This is a genomic window from Lactobacillus sp. A27 (assembly GCF_016742815.1).
Taxonomy (GTDB): domain Bacteria; phylum Bacillota; class Bacilli; order Lactobacillales; family Lactobacillaceae; genus Lactobacillus; species Lactobacillus gallinarum.
In genome coordinates this window covers 8,151-24,342 of record NZ_JAEHNT010000061.1, presented here as the reverse complement: position 1 = coordinate 24,342, position 16,192 = coordinate 8,151, and the positions used below count along the sequence as shown (strand labels likewise).

Annotated in this window: 20 protein-coding genes and 1 pseudogene; 8 read left to right on the top strand and 13 right to left on the bottom strand. The window is 34.2% G+C overall.

Translation table 11 applies throughout. The annotated features are described in order from the left end of the window. Positions 1-95: 95 nt before the first annotated feature. The 7 genes from JEM49_RS08095 to JEM49_RS08065 all read right to left on the bottom strand — a co-directional run bounded on the left by JEM49_RS08095 (position 96) and on the right by JEM49_RS08065 (position 4,519). Positions 96-821, bottom strand: a complete 726-nt coding sequence (locus JEM49_RS08095) for a coenzyme F420-0:L-glutamate ligase (RefSeq protein WP_201874592.1) — start codon at positions 819-821, stop codon at positions 96-98. A 15-nt stretch (positions 822-836) separates the two neighbouring features. Continuing rightward, entirely contained in the window at positions 837-986 is a 150-nt protein-coding gene (locus JEM49_RS10585) for a hypothetical protein (RefSeq protein ID WP_239460809.1), read from the bottom strand. Between the two features lie 141 nt (positions 987-1,127). After that, the gene (locus JEM49_RS08085) at positions 1,128-1,889 is read right to left on the bottom strand and encodes a nucleoside phosphorylase (RefSeq protein ID WP_201874590.1); all 762 of its coding nucleotides are present in this window, start codon (positions 1,887-1,889) and stop codon (positions 1,128-1,130) included. A 66-nt stretch (positions 1,890-1,955) separates the two neighbouring features. After that, positions 1,956-2,579 carry an NUDIX hydrolase N-terminal domain-containing protein gene (locus JEM49_RS08080; RefSeq protein ID WP_013641893.1) on the bottom strand — a complete coding sequence of 208 codons (624 nt, stop codon included), beginning with the start codon at positions 2,577-2,579 and terminating at the stop codon, positions 1,956-1,958. Positions 2,580-2,581: 2 nt separating this feature from the next. Further along, positions 2,582-3,343 (bottom strand): nucleoside phosphorylase, encoded by a 762-nt coding sequence (locus JEM49_RS08075; protein ID WP_191335675.1) that lies wholly within the window; start codon positions 3,341-3,343, stop codon positions 2,582-2,584. Between the two features lie 15 nt (positions 3,344-3,358). Continuing rightward, positions 3,359-3,778 carry a cytidine deaminase family protein gene (locus JEM49_RS08070; RefSeq protein ID WP_201874588.1) on the bottom strand — a complete coding sequence of 140 codons (420 nt, stop codon included), beginning with the start codon at positions 3,776-3,778 and terminating at the stop codon, positions 3,359-3,361. Positions 3,779-4,042: 264 nt separating this feature from the next. Further along, positions 4,043-4,519, bottom strand: a complete 477-nt coding sequence (locus JEM49_RS08065) for a GNAT family N-acetyltransferase (protein WP_087236155.1) — start codon at positions 4,517-4,519, stop codon at positions 4,043-4,045. Between the two features lie 89 nt (positions 4,520-4,608). Between JEM49_RS08065 and JEM49_RS08060 the strand changes: the two genes are divergently transcribed. From JEM49_RS08060 to JEM49_RS08045, 6 genes are all read left to right on the top strand, one after another. After that, positions 4,609-5,046: a hypothetical protein gene (locus JEM49_RS08060; RefSeq protein WP_201874586.1), complete on the top strand. Its 438-nt coding sequence runs from the start codon at positions 4,609-4,611 to the stop codon at positions 5,044-5,046. Between the two features lie 56 nt (positions 5,047-5,102). Then, positions 5,103-5,813, top strand: a complete 711-nt coding sequence (locus JEM49_RS08055) for a GNAT family acetyltransferase (RefSeq protein WP_201874583.1) — start codon at positions 5,103-5,105, stop codon at positions 5,811-5,813. A gap of 88 nt (positions 5,814-5,901) precedes the next feature. Continuing rightward, positions 5,902-6,123, top strand: coding sequence for a hypothetical protein (locus JEM49_RS10580; protein ID WP_242509809.1), 222 nt, complete (start codon positions 5,902-5,904; stop codon positions 6,121-6,123). After that, positions 6,057-6,797, top strand: a complete 741-nt coding sequence (locus tag JEM49_RS10575; RefSeq protein ID WP_342211674.1) for an MFS transporter — start codon at positions 6,057-6,059, stop codon at positions 6,795-6,797. Before JEM49_RS10580 ends, JEM49_RS10575 begins: the two co-directional genes overlap by 67 nt. A 36-nt stretch (positions 6,798-6,833) precedes the next feature. Continuing rightward, entirely contained in the window at positions 6,834-7,073 is a 240-nt protein-coding gene (locus JEM49_RS10570; RefSeq protein ID WP_233186514.1) for an MFS transporter, read from the top strand. Between the two features lie 65 nt (positions 7,074-7,138). Beyond that, the gene (locus tag JEM49_RS08045; protein WP_089146042.1) at positions 7,139-7,720 is read left to right on the top strand and encodes a hypothetical protein; all 582 of its coding nucleotides are present in this window, start codon (positions 7,139-7,141) and stop codon (positions 7,718-7,720) included. A gap of 401 nt (positions 7,721-8,121) precedes the next feature. Here the strand turns inward: JEM49_RS08045 and JEM49_RS08040 are convergent, their stop codons facing one another. Both JEM49_RS08040 and JEM49_RS08035 read right to left on the bottom strand, forming a co-directional pair. Further along, positions 8,122-9,330 (bottom strand): SLAP domain-containing protein, encoded by a 1,209-nt coding sequence (locus tag JEM49_RS08040; protein WP_089146041.1) that lies wholly within the window; start codon positions 9,328-9,330, stop codon positions 8,122-8,124. 144 nt (positions 9,331-9,474) lie between these two features. Continuing rightward, positions 9,475-10,734: an MFS transporter gene (locus tag JEM49_RS08035; protein ID WP_201874581.1), complete on the bottom strand. Its 1,260-nt coding sequence runs from the start codon at positions 10,732-10,734 to the stop codon at positions 9,475-9,477. A 106-nt stretch (positions 10,735-10,840) separates the two neighbouring features. Between JEM49_RS08035 and JEM49_RS08030 the strand changes: the two genes are divergently transcribed. Continuing rightward, positions 10,841-11,713, top strand: a complete 873-nt coding sequence (locus JEM49_RS08030) for a helix-turn-helix domain-containing protein (RefSeq protein WP_098036049.1) — start codon at positions 10,841-10,843, stop codon at positions 11,711-11,713. Positions 11,714-12,040: 327 nt separating this feature from the next. Here the strand turns inward: JEM49_RS08030 and JEM49_RS08025 are convergent, their stop codons facing one another. The 4 genes and pseudogenes from JEM49_RS08025 to JEM49_RS08010 all read right to left on the bottom strand — a co-directional run bounded on the left by JEM49_RS08025 (position 12,041) and on the right by JEM49_RS08010 (position 15,466). Beyond that, complete coding sequence (locus tag JEM49_RS08025; RefSeq protein WP_201874579.1) at positions 12,041-12,412, bottom strand: nuclear transport factor 2 family protein; 372 nt, start codon at positions 12,410-12,412, stop codon at positions 12,041-12,043. A 41-nt stretch (positions 12,413-12,453) separates the two neighbouring features. Next, positions 12,454-13,641: an MFS transporter gene (locus JEM49_RS08020; RefSeq protein WP_201874578.1), complete on the bottom strand. Its 1,188-nt coding sequence runs from the start codon at positions 13,639-13,641 to the stop codon at positions 12,454-12,456. A gap of 134 nt (positions 13,642-13,775) precedes the next feature. Next, on the bottom strand, positions 13,776-14,540 hold the full coding sequence (locus JEM49_RS08015; protein ID WP_201874596.1) for an ABC transporter permease: 765 nt from the start codon (positions 14,538-14,540) through the stop codon (positions 13,776-13,778). Next, positions 14,540-15,466 (bottom strand): annotated as a pseudogene (locus tag JEM49_RS08010) (ABC transporter ATP-binding protein). The gene JEM49_RS08015 and the pseudogene JEM49_RS08010 overlap by 1 nt, the downstream one beginning before the upstream one ends. 196 nt (positions 15,467-15,662) lie before the next feature. Here JEM49_RS08010 and JEM49_RS08005 point away from each other — a divergent pair. Further along, a partial coding sequence (locus JEM49_RS08005; protein ID WP_201874575.1) for an ABC transporter ATP-binding protein occupies positions 15,663-16,192 on the top strand: 530 nt, incomplete at its 3' end.

The window sequence follows — 16,192 nt, the reverse complement described above, 5'->3', positions numbered from 1 at the left end:
TTTTCTTTTGAATTTGCTTAGATAAAGTAGTTTTGCCACTACCCGAATTACCTCTAAGAATGATTAAGTTGGACATAAGACATAGTACCTCCTTCTTAATTAACAGCATCTTTTATTGTTGCATCCCTATCAAATTCATATTCAAATCCACGGATAGTCACTATCGGAATCATATTGCCTCTTTGTCCCATCAATAATCCGGCAGATGCAGCCAGCATATCACAAATAGTTTCAATACTAGTTTTTCTGTCACTCTGAGTTTTTCGAAGACCATTTATTCCATAAAGACCAACGGCAATCTGCGTTGCACCTTTCTTATCGATTCGGCCATCACTGTCTGTAATTACTATCGCAACTCTTTTCCCTGTTTTTTCATAAAGTTTTTCTTCTATTTGCTCTGCAATTTCATCACAATCTTTAGGCAAAATAATAGCTGTATTTTCATCTACCTTATCAACTCCTGCACTCGTTAAAAATAGACCATTAGGTAGCCATCCACCAATAAAATTATGAGAGATCTGTAATCTTTTTCCAGCCAAATCTCCGGTTTGATTAATAATGAGTTGAATTATACGTGGATCTTTGCGAGAAACCTTATGATGTATTCTCAATGCTAGCTCAGATGGTTGAATCGTATTTAAATCTATGAATAGTTCTTGTGATTTAGACACTATTTTGGAAGCAATACACAAAATGTCTCCATCTTTTATATTTGCACTTTCTCGCTTACAAAATTCCATTATTACTTCCGCAAGATCACATTTTTGGGTAATTTGTGGGAAATTTAACCAGGGATGAATTGAAATCGTATTTTGGAACATATACAATGCACTTTCTTAAATATACTGTGTTGATCGCTGTTGAAAATTTTTATCAAAATCGATCACCGTAGTTTGATAATCGGTAATTTTATTAGGATCTTCTTCATATCCGTAGCCTATATTAAATTGAGCTGCCATTTGACCAAGCAGATTCAAAATATCCACGAAATCCTCAAAATTATACACGTAGATCGTATAGCCATTTTTACACTCTTCAATTTTGCCATGATAGTCGAATTAAGAGATGTTGAAAATTTATACCATTTTATAAATTTCTGCTTTTTCTTAACGTTCATCATTCGCCACTTAAATCCTACTCAAAATCTGCGAACAAACATCTAATCCTACAGCATGCGATTCATGTCCCCAATTGCGATAATCATAATTTTCAATATTAGCTAGTGAATCTGCAGTGAATAATATTTGTGCAAATTCAACTTTTCTAAATTGTGCACACGCCGCTATTGCTGCACACTCCATCTCAACCGTCGCAGCTCCTAATTTTTGAAATTGTTTAACTTTTTTAGATGTTTCTCTGAAGAAACCATCTGTTGTCCAAGTGGTTATTTCATCGTAGTCCAAATTCATATCCGTAATTACTTTTCCAATTTCATTAAGATAATTAGATCTCATATCGATGAATTGTCCTGGTTCCTTATAGTAAAAGGAGGTACCTTCACCTCTAATTGCTTTCACAGGCAAAAACATAGCATTTTCTGGTAACTCTTTAATAGCACCTGCATTGCCAAAGGCTAAAACTTGCTTTACCCCATAAGCAATTAGCCAATCAAGCAACATCGTAGCAGCTGCCGCCCCTAAAGGAGCTTGACATAAAGTCATCTTTTCATGATTAATTTCTATTTCATAAATATTAGGTTGAAAAGATATTGTGTCATATTTTCCCAATACCTTATGAGGTACAGATTTTAAGAAATTCTCAATATCAGAAGCTGGAACAAACGCATACAATAATTTTGAATGAAATTTAAAAGGTAAATGCTCAACTTCTGGCTCAAGCACTGCATGTTGGTCATTATCAAAATCTAAAATAAAAGGTTTCTCACTCATCTCTATCCCTCCAAATTATAACTACCATTTTAACTACGCGGAATAACTCTTCTCCGTTTTTTATGACTAATCACACTCAACTTGAAAACCAGGATCTTTATATGCCTTAAAACAAGCCTCAATTTCATCAAGCGAATTTCTATCTGTACTCAAATTTTCTGGTAATTGATCATAAGCAAAATACTTACGAGTAGTTGTCTCAATATTTTTCTTGAATTCACCACCGAGTGGTTTACAAAGAAAGAAAACGTGAACGACATTGTATGGGTAAATGGCCTCACTATGCTTATTTTGATCATAGATTCCGATAACTCTTTCAACTTCAATATCGAGTCCAGACTCTTCTTTGGCTTCCTTAATACAGTTTTCTTTAACAGACATATTAACTTCACACCAACCACCTGGAAGAGACCAGCTACCATCATTTTCTTGAACTAGAAGAATTTTATTATCCTTAAAAATGGCGGCTCGTGTCCCAAGCTTGGGAGTTTGATAACCAATTTCATTACAAAACAGATCTTTAACTTTCTGTATTGGCAAGTCAGATTTATACGCCATTATCTCCGCAGAAATATCGCGAATTTCTTGATAGCGTTCTAAATCAAAGTTATCTTTTCCGTAAGTTAGCCCAGCCTGTGCCAAGCTTTGCAATCTTTTCGCCCACTCAATTAATAAATCTTTATCTTCCATAGTTACACCCTACTTAAAATCTGTGAACAAATCTTCAATCCAGCACTGTGAGAATCGCTACCCCAATCACGTTCATCATAATTTTCAATATCTGCAAGCGTATCCGCAGTAAACAAAATTTGCGCAAAATCGACATTTCTAAATTGGGCACAGGCCGCCATTCCGGCGCACTCCATTTCAACTGTCGCAGCACCTAGTTCTCGAAATTGCTTAACTCTATCAGGAGTTTCTCTAAAGAAACCATCAGTCGTCCAAGTAGTTATTTCATCGCAGTCTAATTTCATGTCTGTAATTATTTTTTCGATCTCATTAAGGTAATCAGACTTCATATCAATGAATTGTCCTGGCTCTTGGTAGTAAAAAGAAGTCCCTTCTCCTCTAATAGCCCTGACTGGTAAAAACATCTCATTCTCTGGTAAATCGATTAATGCCCCCGCATTGCCAAAAGCTAATACTTGTTTTACTCCATACGCAATTAGCCAATCTAATAATTGAGTTGCAGCCGGAGCTCCCAGTGGTGCCTGACATAGTGTTAATTTTTCATTATTTATTTCAATTTCATAGATATCTGGTTGAAAAGAAACAGAATCAAAGCTACCTAAAATTTTATGCGGCACTTGTTTTAAGAAGCTATCGATATCTTCCTTTGGTACAAATGCATACACTAATTTTTCATGAAATTTAAAAGGTAATTTATCGTGATTAGGCTCAAGAACTGCATGCTCGTTACTGTCAAATCCTAAAATAAAAGGTTTCTCATTCATCTTTATTCCTCCAAATCATAACCACCATTCTGGGGTTAACTCACCTAATGTCATTACTTTATTGCTCTCATAGTCCATCATCACTTCAACATTTTGATAATCTTTTTCCATCATCTGAACCATGAATTCGCGGCAGGCACCACATGGCGCACCATTTTTACCATTAGACATAAGCGCCAATACACGTGAGATTTTAGTTTCACCATTAGTAATCATATTAAATAGCGCATTTCTTTCAGCGCATACGCCTAAAGTACAGGCTGTGTCAACACACACTCCGGTATAAATCTTTCCCGATTCTGACAATACTGCAGCGGCCACACCACCGGCTTCCATATGATCGGATATTTCATGGAAGCCCTGTACTTTTTTGGCTACTTGAAACATCTTCTGCCAAGTAGAGTCAGGAGCTAATCTATTTTTAACCTCTTTCATTCTCTTCTCCTTTAGTAAAAAATGCTTTAACCTTTACATAAATTGCAATCCAAATAACTAAACTTAGTAGCCAGAACCAGGAATTATTGGTTATCGTCAACGAGACTCCATTATTTACCATCAAGTTCATTTTTATACCAAAAATTAGCTCAATAGTATGTAATCGCACGTGCGTCCACAATGAAAAAACAAAGTACAGCATAATGCAAGTGCACCAAATTCCTATTGCTTTAAAAATATTTTTTACAATTGTATTCATCTTAATTATTCCAATTCCATCGTGTCCTCAGAAAAAACGATTGGAAATTCATCAGACCATTTCTCAGTCCTTGTTTCGGTTACCTTAAAGCCAAATTTCTGATACAAATTCTTGGCGCGTTCATTATCAGCAAACACGGCTAATCTTACTGGTCGCGGCAGCTTCGCCAGAGCGGTCTTCATCAATGCGGAACCAATGCCTTTTCCCTGCATCCCTGGCAAAACATACAAGAAATCTAAACGGCGTCGTCCAAGACCGACAAATCCAACTACTTGCTCATCTTTTTCAGCAACGTAAATATCACAGGACAAAAAATACTTGAGATATGGTGCATCTTTTAACGAAATAAAAACTTGTTCCATCCCTTCTGCTTCAAGTTCCTGCATTCGTCCTTCATCCATGACTTTAGCAAGTTCATCAAAGTCTTCTGCTTTATATTTTCTAATCATGACTTCTGTCAAAACCAAATGCACCTCTTTCATTAATTTATTATAAGAAATAGATTGTTTTTTTAATTCTATCATATATAATTTTAAGCAACATGCTAAATTGTTGAAATGAGGAAATCGAAATGAGAAAAACAACTAAGTTTATTCAGCTACTTCTGATAGTTTTAACTTTACTAGTTGGTTCATTTTGTGCTGCGACAGCGTGGATGGCCTTCAATAATGGTGATCAAAAAGTTATGTTTGTCGCACTAATTTTTGCTCTAATTTGCTTTATCGGCACTATTGCTTATTTAAAAGCATTGCTAAAACCATCAAAAGATGAGCCAGAATCTGCTGAAGATCATCAAGTAAAAGTTGTCGCAGCATATCAAACTTTTTCAATCTTAGATTATGTGACTATTGGAGCAAGCATTATTTCAATGATTATATCTACCTACTTGAAAAACACTAACTCTGCCAATTCACAAATCGTATTAACTATCTCTTTAACGCTTTTTGCAGTTTGGGTGCTAGGCAGTATAATCAACATCATTTGTTTACTTAGAACTTCGGAGAAATAAAGAAAAGCCGCAACAGTGGCTTTTTTTACTTTTATACACTTATGGTGAATGCGAAAATGAAACTTAGAAAAATTAATCCTCAAACATATGAACTATTTGAAAACAATCAATCTTTAGGTACCATTTCTACTTACCGCAATCTTTTTCATGACTCTTGTATATACTTGAAGTTTAACTTAATTAAAATTCCAACCACTTCACCATTTCTAGAAATTAGGAAGCAAGAACAAAAGCCACTACAAGTCATGATTGAATCTAGCCACACTAAACTCGTAGATTTTATGCTAAAAAATGGTTTCAAATGTAAAAGATATTGCTTTGAGGCTAAAATGAGTGCTACTGACTTAAAGCATCCCTTAAGAACCCAGTTTAAAGTACTGCCTTTTGATGTAAAAGATCCTATCTATTCAAAATGTTGCGATTTTCTTTATAAATATTACAAAACTACTCATGAATTAGTCTCACCTCTTACCGCTAGTAAGAATGAATTCATTACTGAAGTTCCGACAAAAACTGGATATTATAGTTTGGATAAACAGGGGCGACTCAACAATGTTGCTTTTACAGAAAACAATGTAATTGCTTATCTATGCTCAGTTGATCCTACAAGTTGTTCATCCTTTATAGATAATTTGTTAATTAAAATCTTCAAAAAATATTTCACTACATTTTTTGAAGCCGACGATACCGATTGGGCGGCTAGTGAATTACTTGATAAATTTAATTATAAAAAGAATGAAAGTTTCAATACTTACATTTACGAGTAAGAGCTTTACTTTTTTCAACTTTTTCTTAATATAATAAAAATTATGGCATACTAACCGCAATACATATATCTAATTGGAGTTGTTGTGAATGTTAGAAAAGAAAACTTACCTATTATTCCGAGCCACCATGTTTTTATCCAATTCTCTCTTTGGCATGATCATCATCTGGTGGCTGCAAACCCAAACCGGCAAATCATCTTTAGTCGGCTTGACTAACGCGATTTTCTCAATTACCGCTGCCTTATCAATTTTTACGGTCCAATTATTGATAAGCATTCCTTCAAGAGAACCAGTCAAACATCCCTATTAGTTCAAACTATCTTGTTATTCCTTTTAACGGCAGTGATGTTCTGGCTGAGTCACGACATAGTTTTGACCATTTTAATCTCTACTATTATGTCCATGTGCGATGAATTCTTCAGTCTGGCCGATCGTGCAATCCTTAAAGAAAGCGTCCCTTCTAAAAAAGATTTAAACAGCTTAATTTCAAAGTTGAGTATGATTGATCAAGTTGTGAATATCGCTGGTACTGCCCTTTCAGGTGTTTTATTGAGTCTTTTAATCACTGGCCAATCGATGCTGGTTTGTAGCTGCTTAAGTCTGATTAGTATCTTCTTCCTGTACATTGCGTTAAGAAAAATTCCATCGACTAAACCTCAAGCAAACGATACTGATAATGAAACTAACAATTATCGCGCAAAAGTGTTCAACGGCTTAAAGTATATTCGCCAAAATAGATTTCTTAAATACTACTTTTGGTCATCTATCTGCTATTCCTTCGTTTCACCAGCGTTAATTATTCTCTTACCTAAACTAGCCGATAAGCTTGGACTTTATAGTACATTCTATCTTTGCTTTGTCGGTGGCTTTCTCTTAGGAGCACTCATCTCGGGCAAACTAACTCCTAAAGTTAAGACGATCTCCTACACCTGGATGCTTTGTACTATTCCTTTACTGATTATGATTTTCTTTCTCTCCAATTAGCTGGCTTTAAGTATTCTAATCACCCTGTTTGTTTTTTTGACTAGTTTTCAAAATATTCTGTCAGAATCAATGATTCAGATTACTACGGAAGATGCTTATTTAGGACGTGTCCTAACCGCGATTCGTACTAGTACTTCAATTGGTGGTCCAATCAGCTCCGTAGTTGCTGGGATCATGCTCGATCATTCAGGCGATCAGATTTTAATTATTCTTTGCGCAGTATTCGTCCTCATTGGTGGGATCAACATGCTATTTGCAAAAGAAGCGGCAAACTAAGCCGCTTTTTATTTTGTTCAAAGATATTGTATAATTGAGATTAAATTTAAGAAAAGAGAATAAATATGAAAAAAGCGATTGTTTTAATCAGTGTAATGGCCGCTGCGCTATTGACGGGATGCAATAAGCAAACAGCAAAATCAAATTCAAGTTCACAATCATCAAGTAGTTCAAAAATTGTACGTCATGAGACTAAATCATCTAGTGAAGCTCCTCGCATTAATATTCATAAAAAATATAAGGGCTTTAAACTTGCGACTGTACCTAGCCAGTACCGTGGTACCTGGTATCGCGGCGATCCTTATTCTAAAAAGGCTAGAAAACTCGTGATTACTGAGCATACGGTTAACGGCAATGTCACTTATCAGAAAATCGATCCAAATTTAAAATTGAATCGTCACTCTGAAAAACAAAATAAAAAATACTCTGGCAATATTGTTCTAATTGATACTCAAGGTAATTCGTTAAAAGTGCGCGGCTTCTTGGATCTGGTGAACTTGGATTATCAGCCTGGTCAATTTAAGAATCATGATTGTCTCTTCTTAAGCTACGGGACCGATCCTAGTGTCGTCAACGGTGCGATTTTCAAAGATAAAAGTGTTGCGCTTAAGTATAGAAAGTATGATTTCACTAAGGTAAAGAAATAGTAAATGTAAAAAAGCATTCATCAGACTTGCTAATGAATGCTTGAAATCAGCTATTATTCTTTCTATGTTTGCGGCTTTGCACAATGATGATAATATCCCAAATGACTAATACTAAGGTGTAAATCATCATGAATATCTTTGCACCTACTGCTTGGCTATGCCAAAACAAATCTAGTGCTAACCAGATCAAAGTTATTACAGCCCAAATTATTCTATATAATTCAGGTTTCTCTCTCATCTTAACTCACGCTCCCTGCTATGTACTTCTTTATTTTCTACCTTTAATTTACCCCCCATGTAAGCATTTACAAATGATACGTACTTTTTCTTTTGAGTTAATAAAATAAAGGTTAGAAAGAACTCCATCTACATCATGTAGACGGAGTTCTTATTTTTATATCTTATTTCTTCAAGGCAGCAGCTTGTGCTTCTTCTGGAGTGTTAGATGGAGTGATTTTAACACTATTTTCAACAAATTTAACATCGCTGGCTTTGACATAATTGTCAGCTTTGAGTGGCATATAATCTTTTGTGTATTGACCGTTATTTGATAAACGTATTACATTTTGCCAATAACGGACTGGTGCTAAATGATAAAATTCTTCTGCTTTATTTTCACTTGGTACCCAAATATATAATAACTTATCTACTTTCCACTCTTCAGAATTCTTTGCAAGCTTTATATTTTGAGGAGTCCCATTTGTATTATATAGATCTGTGGCCTTGGTAAATCTAATGAGTGAATACCTATTTGCTAAAGTATAGTTATGAACTGGCATCTTTTTGGCAGCATTGACAAATAAATTAAGAATCCAGTAATCAGTACCTTTAATGTGGTAAATTGCTTGTTCCCAATCATCATCGCCGTCCTCACCAGTACCTGCTCGAATGCCTTGTTCTAAGTAGTCTACCGTAAACTTTTCACCATTCTTTGCATATTTGCCGGAAGGTTGAACTTTGTCTTTACCAGGTACTTCAACGAGAAGAGGGATACCGTTCCGTAATACGGTTACTGTTGTTTCATCCTTACTCATTGGTGGAACACTATTTGAAGACGTATTGTTAGTATTAGTGGTTGGCTTGGTGTTAGTAGTAACCGTTGTTGGTCCTTGAACAGTATTTACTTTAATAACAGGTCCCAAATTGTATGACTTAATATATTGTTTTCTTGGTCCAGCGATGCGGAAGTAACGCTTACCATTCTTGAACTTGTAAGAACCACCATAAGTAGTGACTGTTTCGCCCTTATAGAGCTTCCAACGATTCATGTAAGAGGTTCTGCCATTTGAAGACTTATAGATATAGGCATTATGAGTGATTTTCCGAGTTACACCGTCAATATTAGTAGCTTTTAAATATTGATCTTTGCCGCTTACCTTGTAGTAAAGTGTACCGTCTATTTTAACAGGATTGCTTTCTACTGTTACATATTGATAGGAGTAGTATTTCTTACCAGTACTATTACCATTCTTGTCGTAAGCGATAGCAGTATGCATTACCGCCCTGTTTGTTGCAGCTTGTACTGTGTGAGCACTAGTTGTGGCACTCATAAGAGGTGCGATTCCCATTAAGGCAGCTGTAGAAATTAATGCGAGTTTATTTAGTTTCATAAAAATTCACTCCAATTCTTAAAATTATTGGATTGTTACGTATATTTTTTACACCTTCATTTTACCCCCCCGAAATGAAAATCAAGTGGGAAAGAACAAATTACAAATATCTAAACTGTACTTCTTCTGTTGTATTAGAAACAGTTATTGTACTGTATTGATTTCTGCTTTGACTTTGTTTTTTATCCCCATCTTGATGGCAACGAACAAGATAATAACTTCAATTGCAATCAAAGTAAATAATGCGTATTTTACACTAACAAAACCAGATATTGAAGTCATAATTGTAGTAAAAATTGGTGCTACAGCCATCAAGATAGTATTCAATAAACCAACAGATGAAGCTAAAATCTTATGTTCAATTGTGTTAACTAACCATTGTTGCATCTTAATTGAGGCAATACTTGCAGTTGCTACTAACAAGAAGTAAACAGCTAAAACGGCATAGATATTAGCCAATATAGTCGCAACGGTCGTAGCAAAACTCAAAATAATAGCAAGAATAGTGATGGTAAATACTAAAGCTTTTTTGAATAATTGTGGTCCAAACATACTGCCTAAAATAGCGCCAACACTTACCACTACACCCATTACAGCAATAGTAAAGCTGTAGCTAGTGATGATCATTGTAGATTTATTTCCTGCAATCATAATTGGAATTAATGATCCAAGAGCAGTTAAAATACCATTAAGCAAAGCAATCACGAAGATAACAGTTAACAAACCTTGTGCCTTCTTCATTTGTTTGTATGATGACTTCATGGTGGCGAAAAACTTCTGATCATTAACTTCTTGTGCTTCAAGTGGCTTTTGATCTTTTCTATGCTTTAAACCAACACTTAAAAATAGAAGTCCAGCTACCATGAAAGTAATAGCATTAATGAAAGCCAAGTTAGCAAAGGACAAGAAAAGCAACAACCCTGAACCGACAAATTGTGCAATAGTATTGATTACTTCACTCACGCCGTTGGTAAAACCTTCAGCTTCACCAAATTCTTCTTTTCCGACAATGTCGACAATTAATGGAGCGATCAATCCAGTAGAGTAAGCACCAAACGTATCAGATAAAAAATTAATAATGACAACTATAATAACTAAATTCCATTGAGAAACATTGCTGACAAAGAGCAAGCCTACTATACCGTAAAGAACAAATCGAACTACGGCCATTAAGAAGATGCTTTTGAACTTATTTCTAGTTTTATCAGCTAAGAAACCTCCAAAAATATCAAATAGTCTTGGAATAGATTCTGAAATAGCGATCAATGATAAAGCCAATGAATAGTTGTGCAATTTACTTGCGTAAGTCATGAATGCTAAGTAAAAGAATACATCCCCAGCAGTAGATAAAAAACTGGCAACTGAAAATCTTCTGTAATCCTTATTTTTCAAAAATACATTCATAATGTTTAACCCCTTTTTCTTTGTCTCATTTGTTGTTGCAATTATAATAAAGTGAAAAAGAGATTAATTTTTAAAAGTGGCGTATTTGACATTTTGAGGTGACATTATGACGATCGGTGAGTTACTTAAAGAAGAAAGACTAGCGAAATCAAAAACACAGAAAGAATGGGTTGGCAACATTATCAGTACTTCTTACTATGCCAAGGTAGAAAAGAATAAGCATAGAATTACTGCAGAAGATTTGCTAGCACTGTTGCACCGCAATCACATTGATAGTAGTGACTTTTTCAAGCGTTTAGAAAATGAACGTGACCTAATCCACGAACAAGAAGAAAATTGGGGACATACGGCCACTACCGCTGTCTATCACCATGATATCCCTACTCTAAAAAAGATCGTTCAATCAATTAAAGACAGTGACCTGCCTCAAGATAAAAAGGATCAAGATGCTTTAGAAGTCGAAGGAATGATCGAAACTCTGAGAATTAATTATGAGGATGACTATCAGCCTAACCTAGAATTACAGAAAAAGTTGCGGGAAAGGATCTTCGACATTCCTAATTTTACTGAACTAAAATTGCAGCTCTATTGTGATTTCATGGATTTCTATGATCTAGATGCTAATAGAGCCATTGTTAAGCAAATAATTAAAGAAACTTCAAATACAGTTGATAACAAGATAATGGTGGCCGTAAGTGCAATTATCAATAATTTTATCAGCAATTCGATGTCTAATAATCAATATGATGGTCTTGATTGTTACATTGAAATAGTTGAAAAAATGCCGCAAATTCCCGAATTATATCTAATTAAAAGCAGTATAGCTGTCCATAAATATTTGATAGCTTATCACTTCCACAAAGATGAAAAGTACATTGATTATTGTCAGAAAATTGCAGAAAGTTATCAGTTAACAGGGATGGAAGATTTTGGTAAGAGTATAGAAAAATTTATTGAGCAAGAAAAAAACAAGTTATAAAACTTGTTTAAATCAAAAATGATAGCTATTAATTTTTTGAGTAAATAAAAGTGTCTGAGATTTAGTTATTTCCCAGACACTTTATACTATACACATTATAATTTTTTCGTTTCTTTCCAATGTCTTACACTCTGCACAATAATTATAATAGACCATACAAGTACTATGATTCCGAAAATCATCATAAACACTCTACCGCCATTTGTGCTAGGGTGCCAAAAAATATCTAGCAATAGGTAAATTACTAATATTATAGCCTCGGCTAGGTCATAGATTGCATGTTTTTTCTCTATCTTAACTCACTTACTAATTTATTTTCTATCTTACTTAACTATATGGAAAATAATGTTTGGAATCTGATTTAAATTCTTTAACTTCAATAATTTGATTTTGTTTATTAAATGTAATCAAAGAGACCACATCAAATTCATTAATCTTAGACTGATCATTACATTTAAAATGCCATTCAACAACAGCCTTACTTTGAGCAAGAATAATTTGTTTAATATTCCATAAAAGCACTTTACCATTTTGATTACAATCTTTGAACCACTTTAATACTTCACTTTTATTACGATAAATTGGACCATAGCATTCACTGTAAATTATATTTTCAGCAAAATTATTTTTTATAACAGAAATATCCTGTTTAATCCAAGATTTAAAATAAGCTCTAATAATCTGTTCTTTATTCCTCAAGTTTCTTGCCTCTACTACAAATCTGATAGCTATTCACTTCTTTACTTCAAACTATCCAACTTTCCCAATCGACTCAAACCACTAGTTACAGACACTACAACTGAGGCAGCTAAACAAATAATCGCAACAATAAAGATCAGGTGTGGTTCAATTTTTACTAAAAATCCACTGACTAGCGCCATTAATGGCCCTGTTATTCTAGTTAGTGTAGTTGAAGTCGAAGTAATAACACCCTTATATTCATCAGGTGTTTTAGCTTGAATAATGGTGAAGAAATTAGCTTGTGCCCAAACACTACCAAACGAAACGACTGCATAGCCGATGGCTACAGCTATAAAAGAACTAAGTTCTAGCATCACTGCAAAGCCAAGAGTAATCAACAAACCGATCGTAATTAATTGCATCCCCAACTTAAGTTTTTTGCCAAAACGCAAATAAACAAAGTTGCCCAAAATGCTGGCTACAGAGGAAATGGTGAAGAAAATACTAATCCAGCTGATTGAAACATGCATCGTCTGTTTCAAGATAAATGTCAGCATTGGCACCACTGCCTGAAACCCAACATTTGCGGCAAAAAAGCTGATGATTAACCACCTAATATCATGATGGACAAGTAGGAACTTAAATCCCTCTTGGCTTGTTGCTTTCAAACTCTTCTTTGGACCGACCTTCTCCTTCTTCAAAGGACGATAATCCTTAATGGCAAATGCTAAATAAAGAAAACTTAGCGCATCAAGGATAAATCCACCAACATAGTGAATTAAATTGATGACGACCGCCGCAATTCCCGGCCCAAAAGTCTTTTGAACAGATGAGATCAATCCCATCAGTCCGGAAACACTAGGTAGTTCCTCTGTTGTAACAGATTCTGCGATAAATACTTGGTATCCGGTCCATGAAATTAAATCAAAAGTCCCTAAGCCAAAAATTAACAATAAGATTAGCCAAATGGAAAATGACTTATTAATTAACACGGGCACAAGCAAAATAAGTATTACCTGCATAGATAATGATGCGAGCATCATCTTTTTGCGAGAATAGCGATCAAAAAATGAGCCGATAATTAAGCCAAATAAAGCTGTTGGTAAATACTCCATTGCAGTTAAAAGCCCCATCACTACTGCGGAATGTGATCTTGAAAGCATCAATAATGGTATTGCAAAAGTGTAGAACTGATCACCTAATCCTGAGATTGCGTAACCAAGAAGTAATTTGTTTTTCTGTTTCATTTATCTATTCCTAATTCAAGTTTATATATTTTGTCAGATATTTTAAAACTAAATTGCTTCGAGGTAATTATAACATCAACTTTCTGTAAAAAGATCATCATTCACGACATGACTAATATAAATTTGCTTAGTTATCAGTACAAAGATAAAGTTCCATTTTTCTTTACAAATCTATCTGTTAAGTTAAAAACAAGAAGTCCAATTAACAACCATAAAACTGCATTAACCAATGAACCACTAAAATAAAAAGCTATATTATATACTCTATTATTTATAGCTAGTCTCATCCAGCTAACCATTGGACAAATTGGCAAAAGACAGGAAAGATACTTAGTAATGCCATTATAATTTTCAAAATTAATTAACAAGACACCCAAATAAATATACTGAAAAATTATTAATGTACTTCCTATTCTTTTAAAGCGTAGTACTAAACTAACTATTAGATATCCCAACCCTACAGTTACAACAAGTGATAATAAAAATGGAATAACCATCACTGTCGGAAATTTTATCCAATGATTAGTAAAAAACATAACTACTATCAAAATCAAAATTGCTTGTACAAATGACATAAGCATATTGACAATACTTTTGTTTAAAAATAGCCTTTTAGTAGAAATTGGCATTAGATATTGTTGCTCTAAAATACCACTTTTCGCATTATTCATTACAGTGGTTCCCATTTGACTAATGGTATTTTGAATCAAACTCCATAAAACATAACCAACTACTAATGCATTTAATGACTTACCTAGTACACCTCCACCTACAAGGCTTCCTCCCCAAAAAATAGCCATAAACATTAGAATCAATAAGAAGAAGTCAGAAATGTAATTAAAAGAGTATCTTTTATATAAATAAAACTGTCTCCAAAGTTCTGCTTTGAAACTAGTCATCATTCTTTCCTCCCTACATAATATTTAAATATTTCATCTAAGCCTGTGGTTACAGTCTTTACTTTAACCACAGGCTATTCACTCAAGATTTTAAGCATTTCAGATAATTTTGTCTTTTCTCCATTACTGATGCGATATACTTTATTCCTTTCTTCCAAATCTTCACAATGAGTTAGTAATTTTTCCGTTTCTTTAGCAGTAAGAGTTCTAGAAAAAGAAACTTCAAAAACAGTTCTCTTATTTAATTTTTCCAAACTATCTTTTACGTTATCTGAAAAGACAAGTTCCCCCTGCTTAATTAGCAAAATTTTGTTAGCTACTTCCTGCGCAAAGTCCAGTTGGTGAGTCGTAATCAAAATTCCTACTCCGCTTTTAGATAATATTCTTAAGCTTTTAATCATTGTTTGGGTCGCATTAATGTCCAAGCCTAAAGTTGGCTCATCTAAAATTAGAAATTTTGGTTTTGCAATCATAGCACAACAAATCCCAACAATTTGTTGCATACCGCGACTTAACATAGTAATTGAGGTATGTTTTTTATCCAATAGACCAAATGTCTTTAGTAAGTCTTCTCCTCTTTTTTTTGCTTCTTCTCTGTTAAGTCCGCGCTGGCCACCCCAATAAACAAAATTTTCCATTGGAGATAAAGCCCAAAACATATTTCTAGATCCCTCTAGTAAAACCCCAGCATTTTTTAGAAGAAGCAAATTATTACGAGTAACATCTTTTCCATCAAAAAATATACTTCCGTTGTCAGGGCTCACTAGATTAAGAATCATTTTTAAGGTTGTTGTTTTTCCCGCACCATTTGGTCCAAGAAAAGCAACAATATCACCAGCATCTAATTTAAAAGAAACATCGCAAACGGCTTTTTTATTTGTTTTTCGATATGTTTTTGAAATATGGTTTACGGACAATAAAGTCATAATTTATCCCCTTTGTCTCCTTACAACTTCCAAGTAACACTTTTATCTAAGAATTTATTTGATAACCTTAAACAATATTATAAATAAATTAGCTTTAATTTTTATTTCATTTTCATGTTTTATATGCTATATTTATTTTTACCAAAGTAAAAACGATCACGTGGGTCACTTTGGTGGGGTCTAGAAAGAAGGTAATATGTCGTTAAAATTTGCTAACAAAGGTAAACTAGCACTGTATATTCTTCTAGCTGCTATCAGTGCTTGCGGAAATGTCGTCATCGCCTATGTCACAAAAATTATGTTGAATAGTGCGCAATATCATCATGGTTCTCTTAATCAATTAATTTCTATTGCCCTTATTGGGGCGGGAATCTTAATTGCAATCATGTTTACGAATTTTGCTTACCGGTATATTCGTTATGACATCGTGCGAGATATCAACGTAGAAATCAAAGACAAAACCATCAGTTACTTAATAGAACAACAATCTGATTCTCAAAAAGAGGGTCTAAACTTGATGACTAACGATTTAAAGCAAATCGAATCCCTTAAGATTTCTAATGAATTAATGATTATCTCAGAAGCGATGGCCTTTTTAATCTCAATTGCAGTGGGTCTATTTAATTCTTGGATTCTAACCTTAATTTTTGTTGCTGCAACTGCTATCCCCGGCTTTATTCAAAAATTCTTCATTAAAAACATTCAAGAAAAATCTGCTAAGTGGGA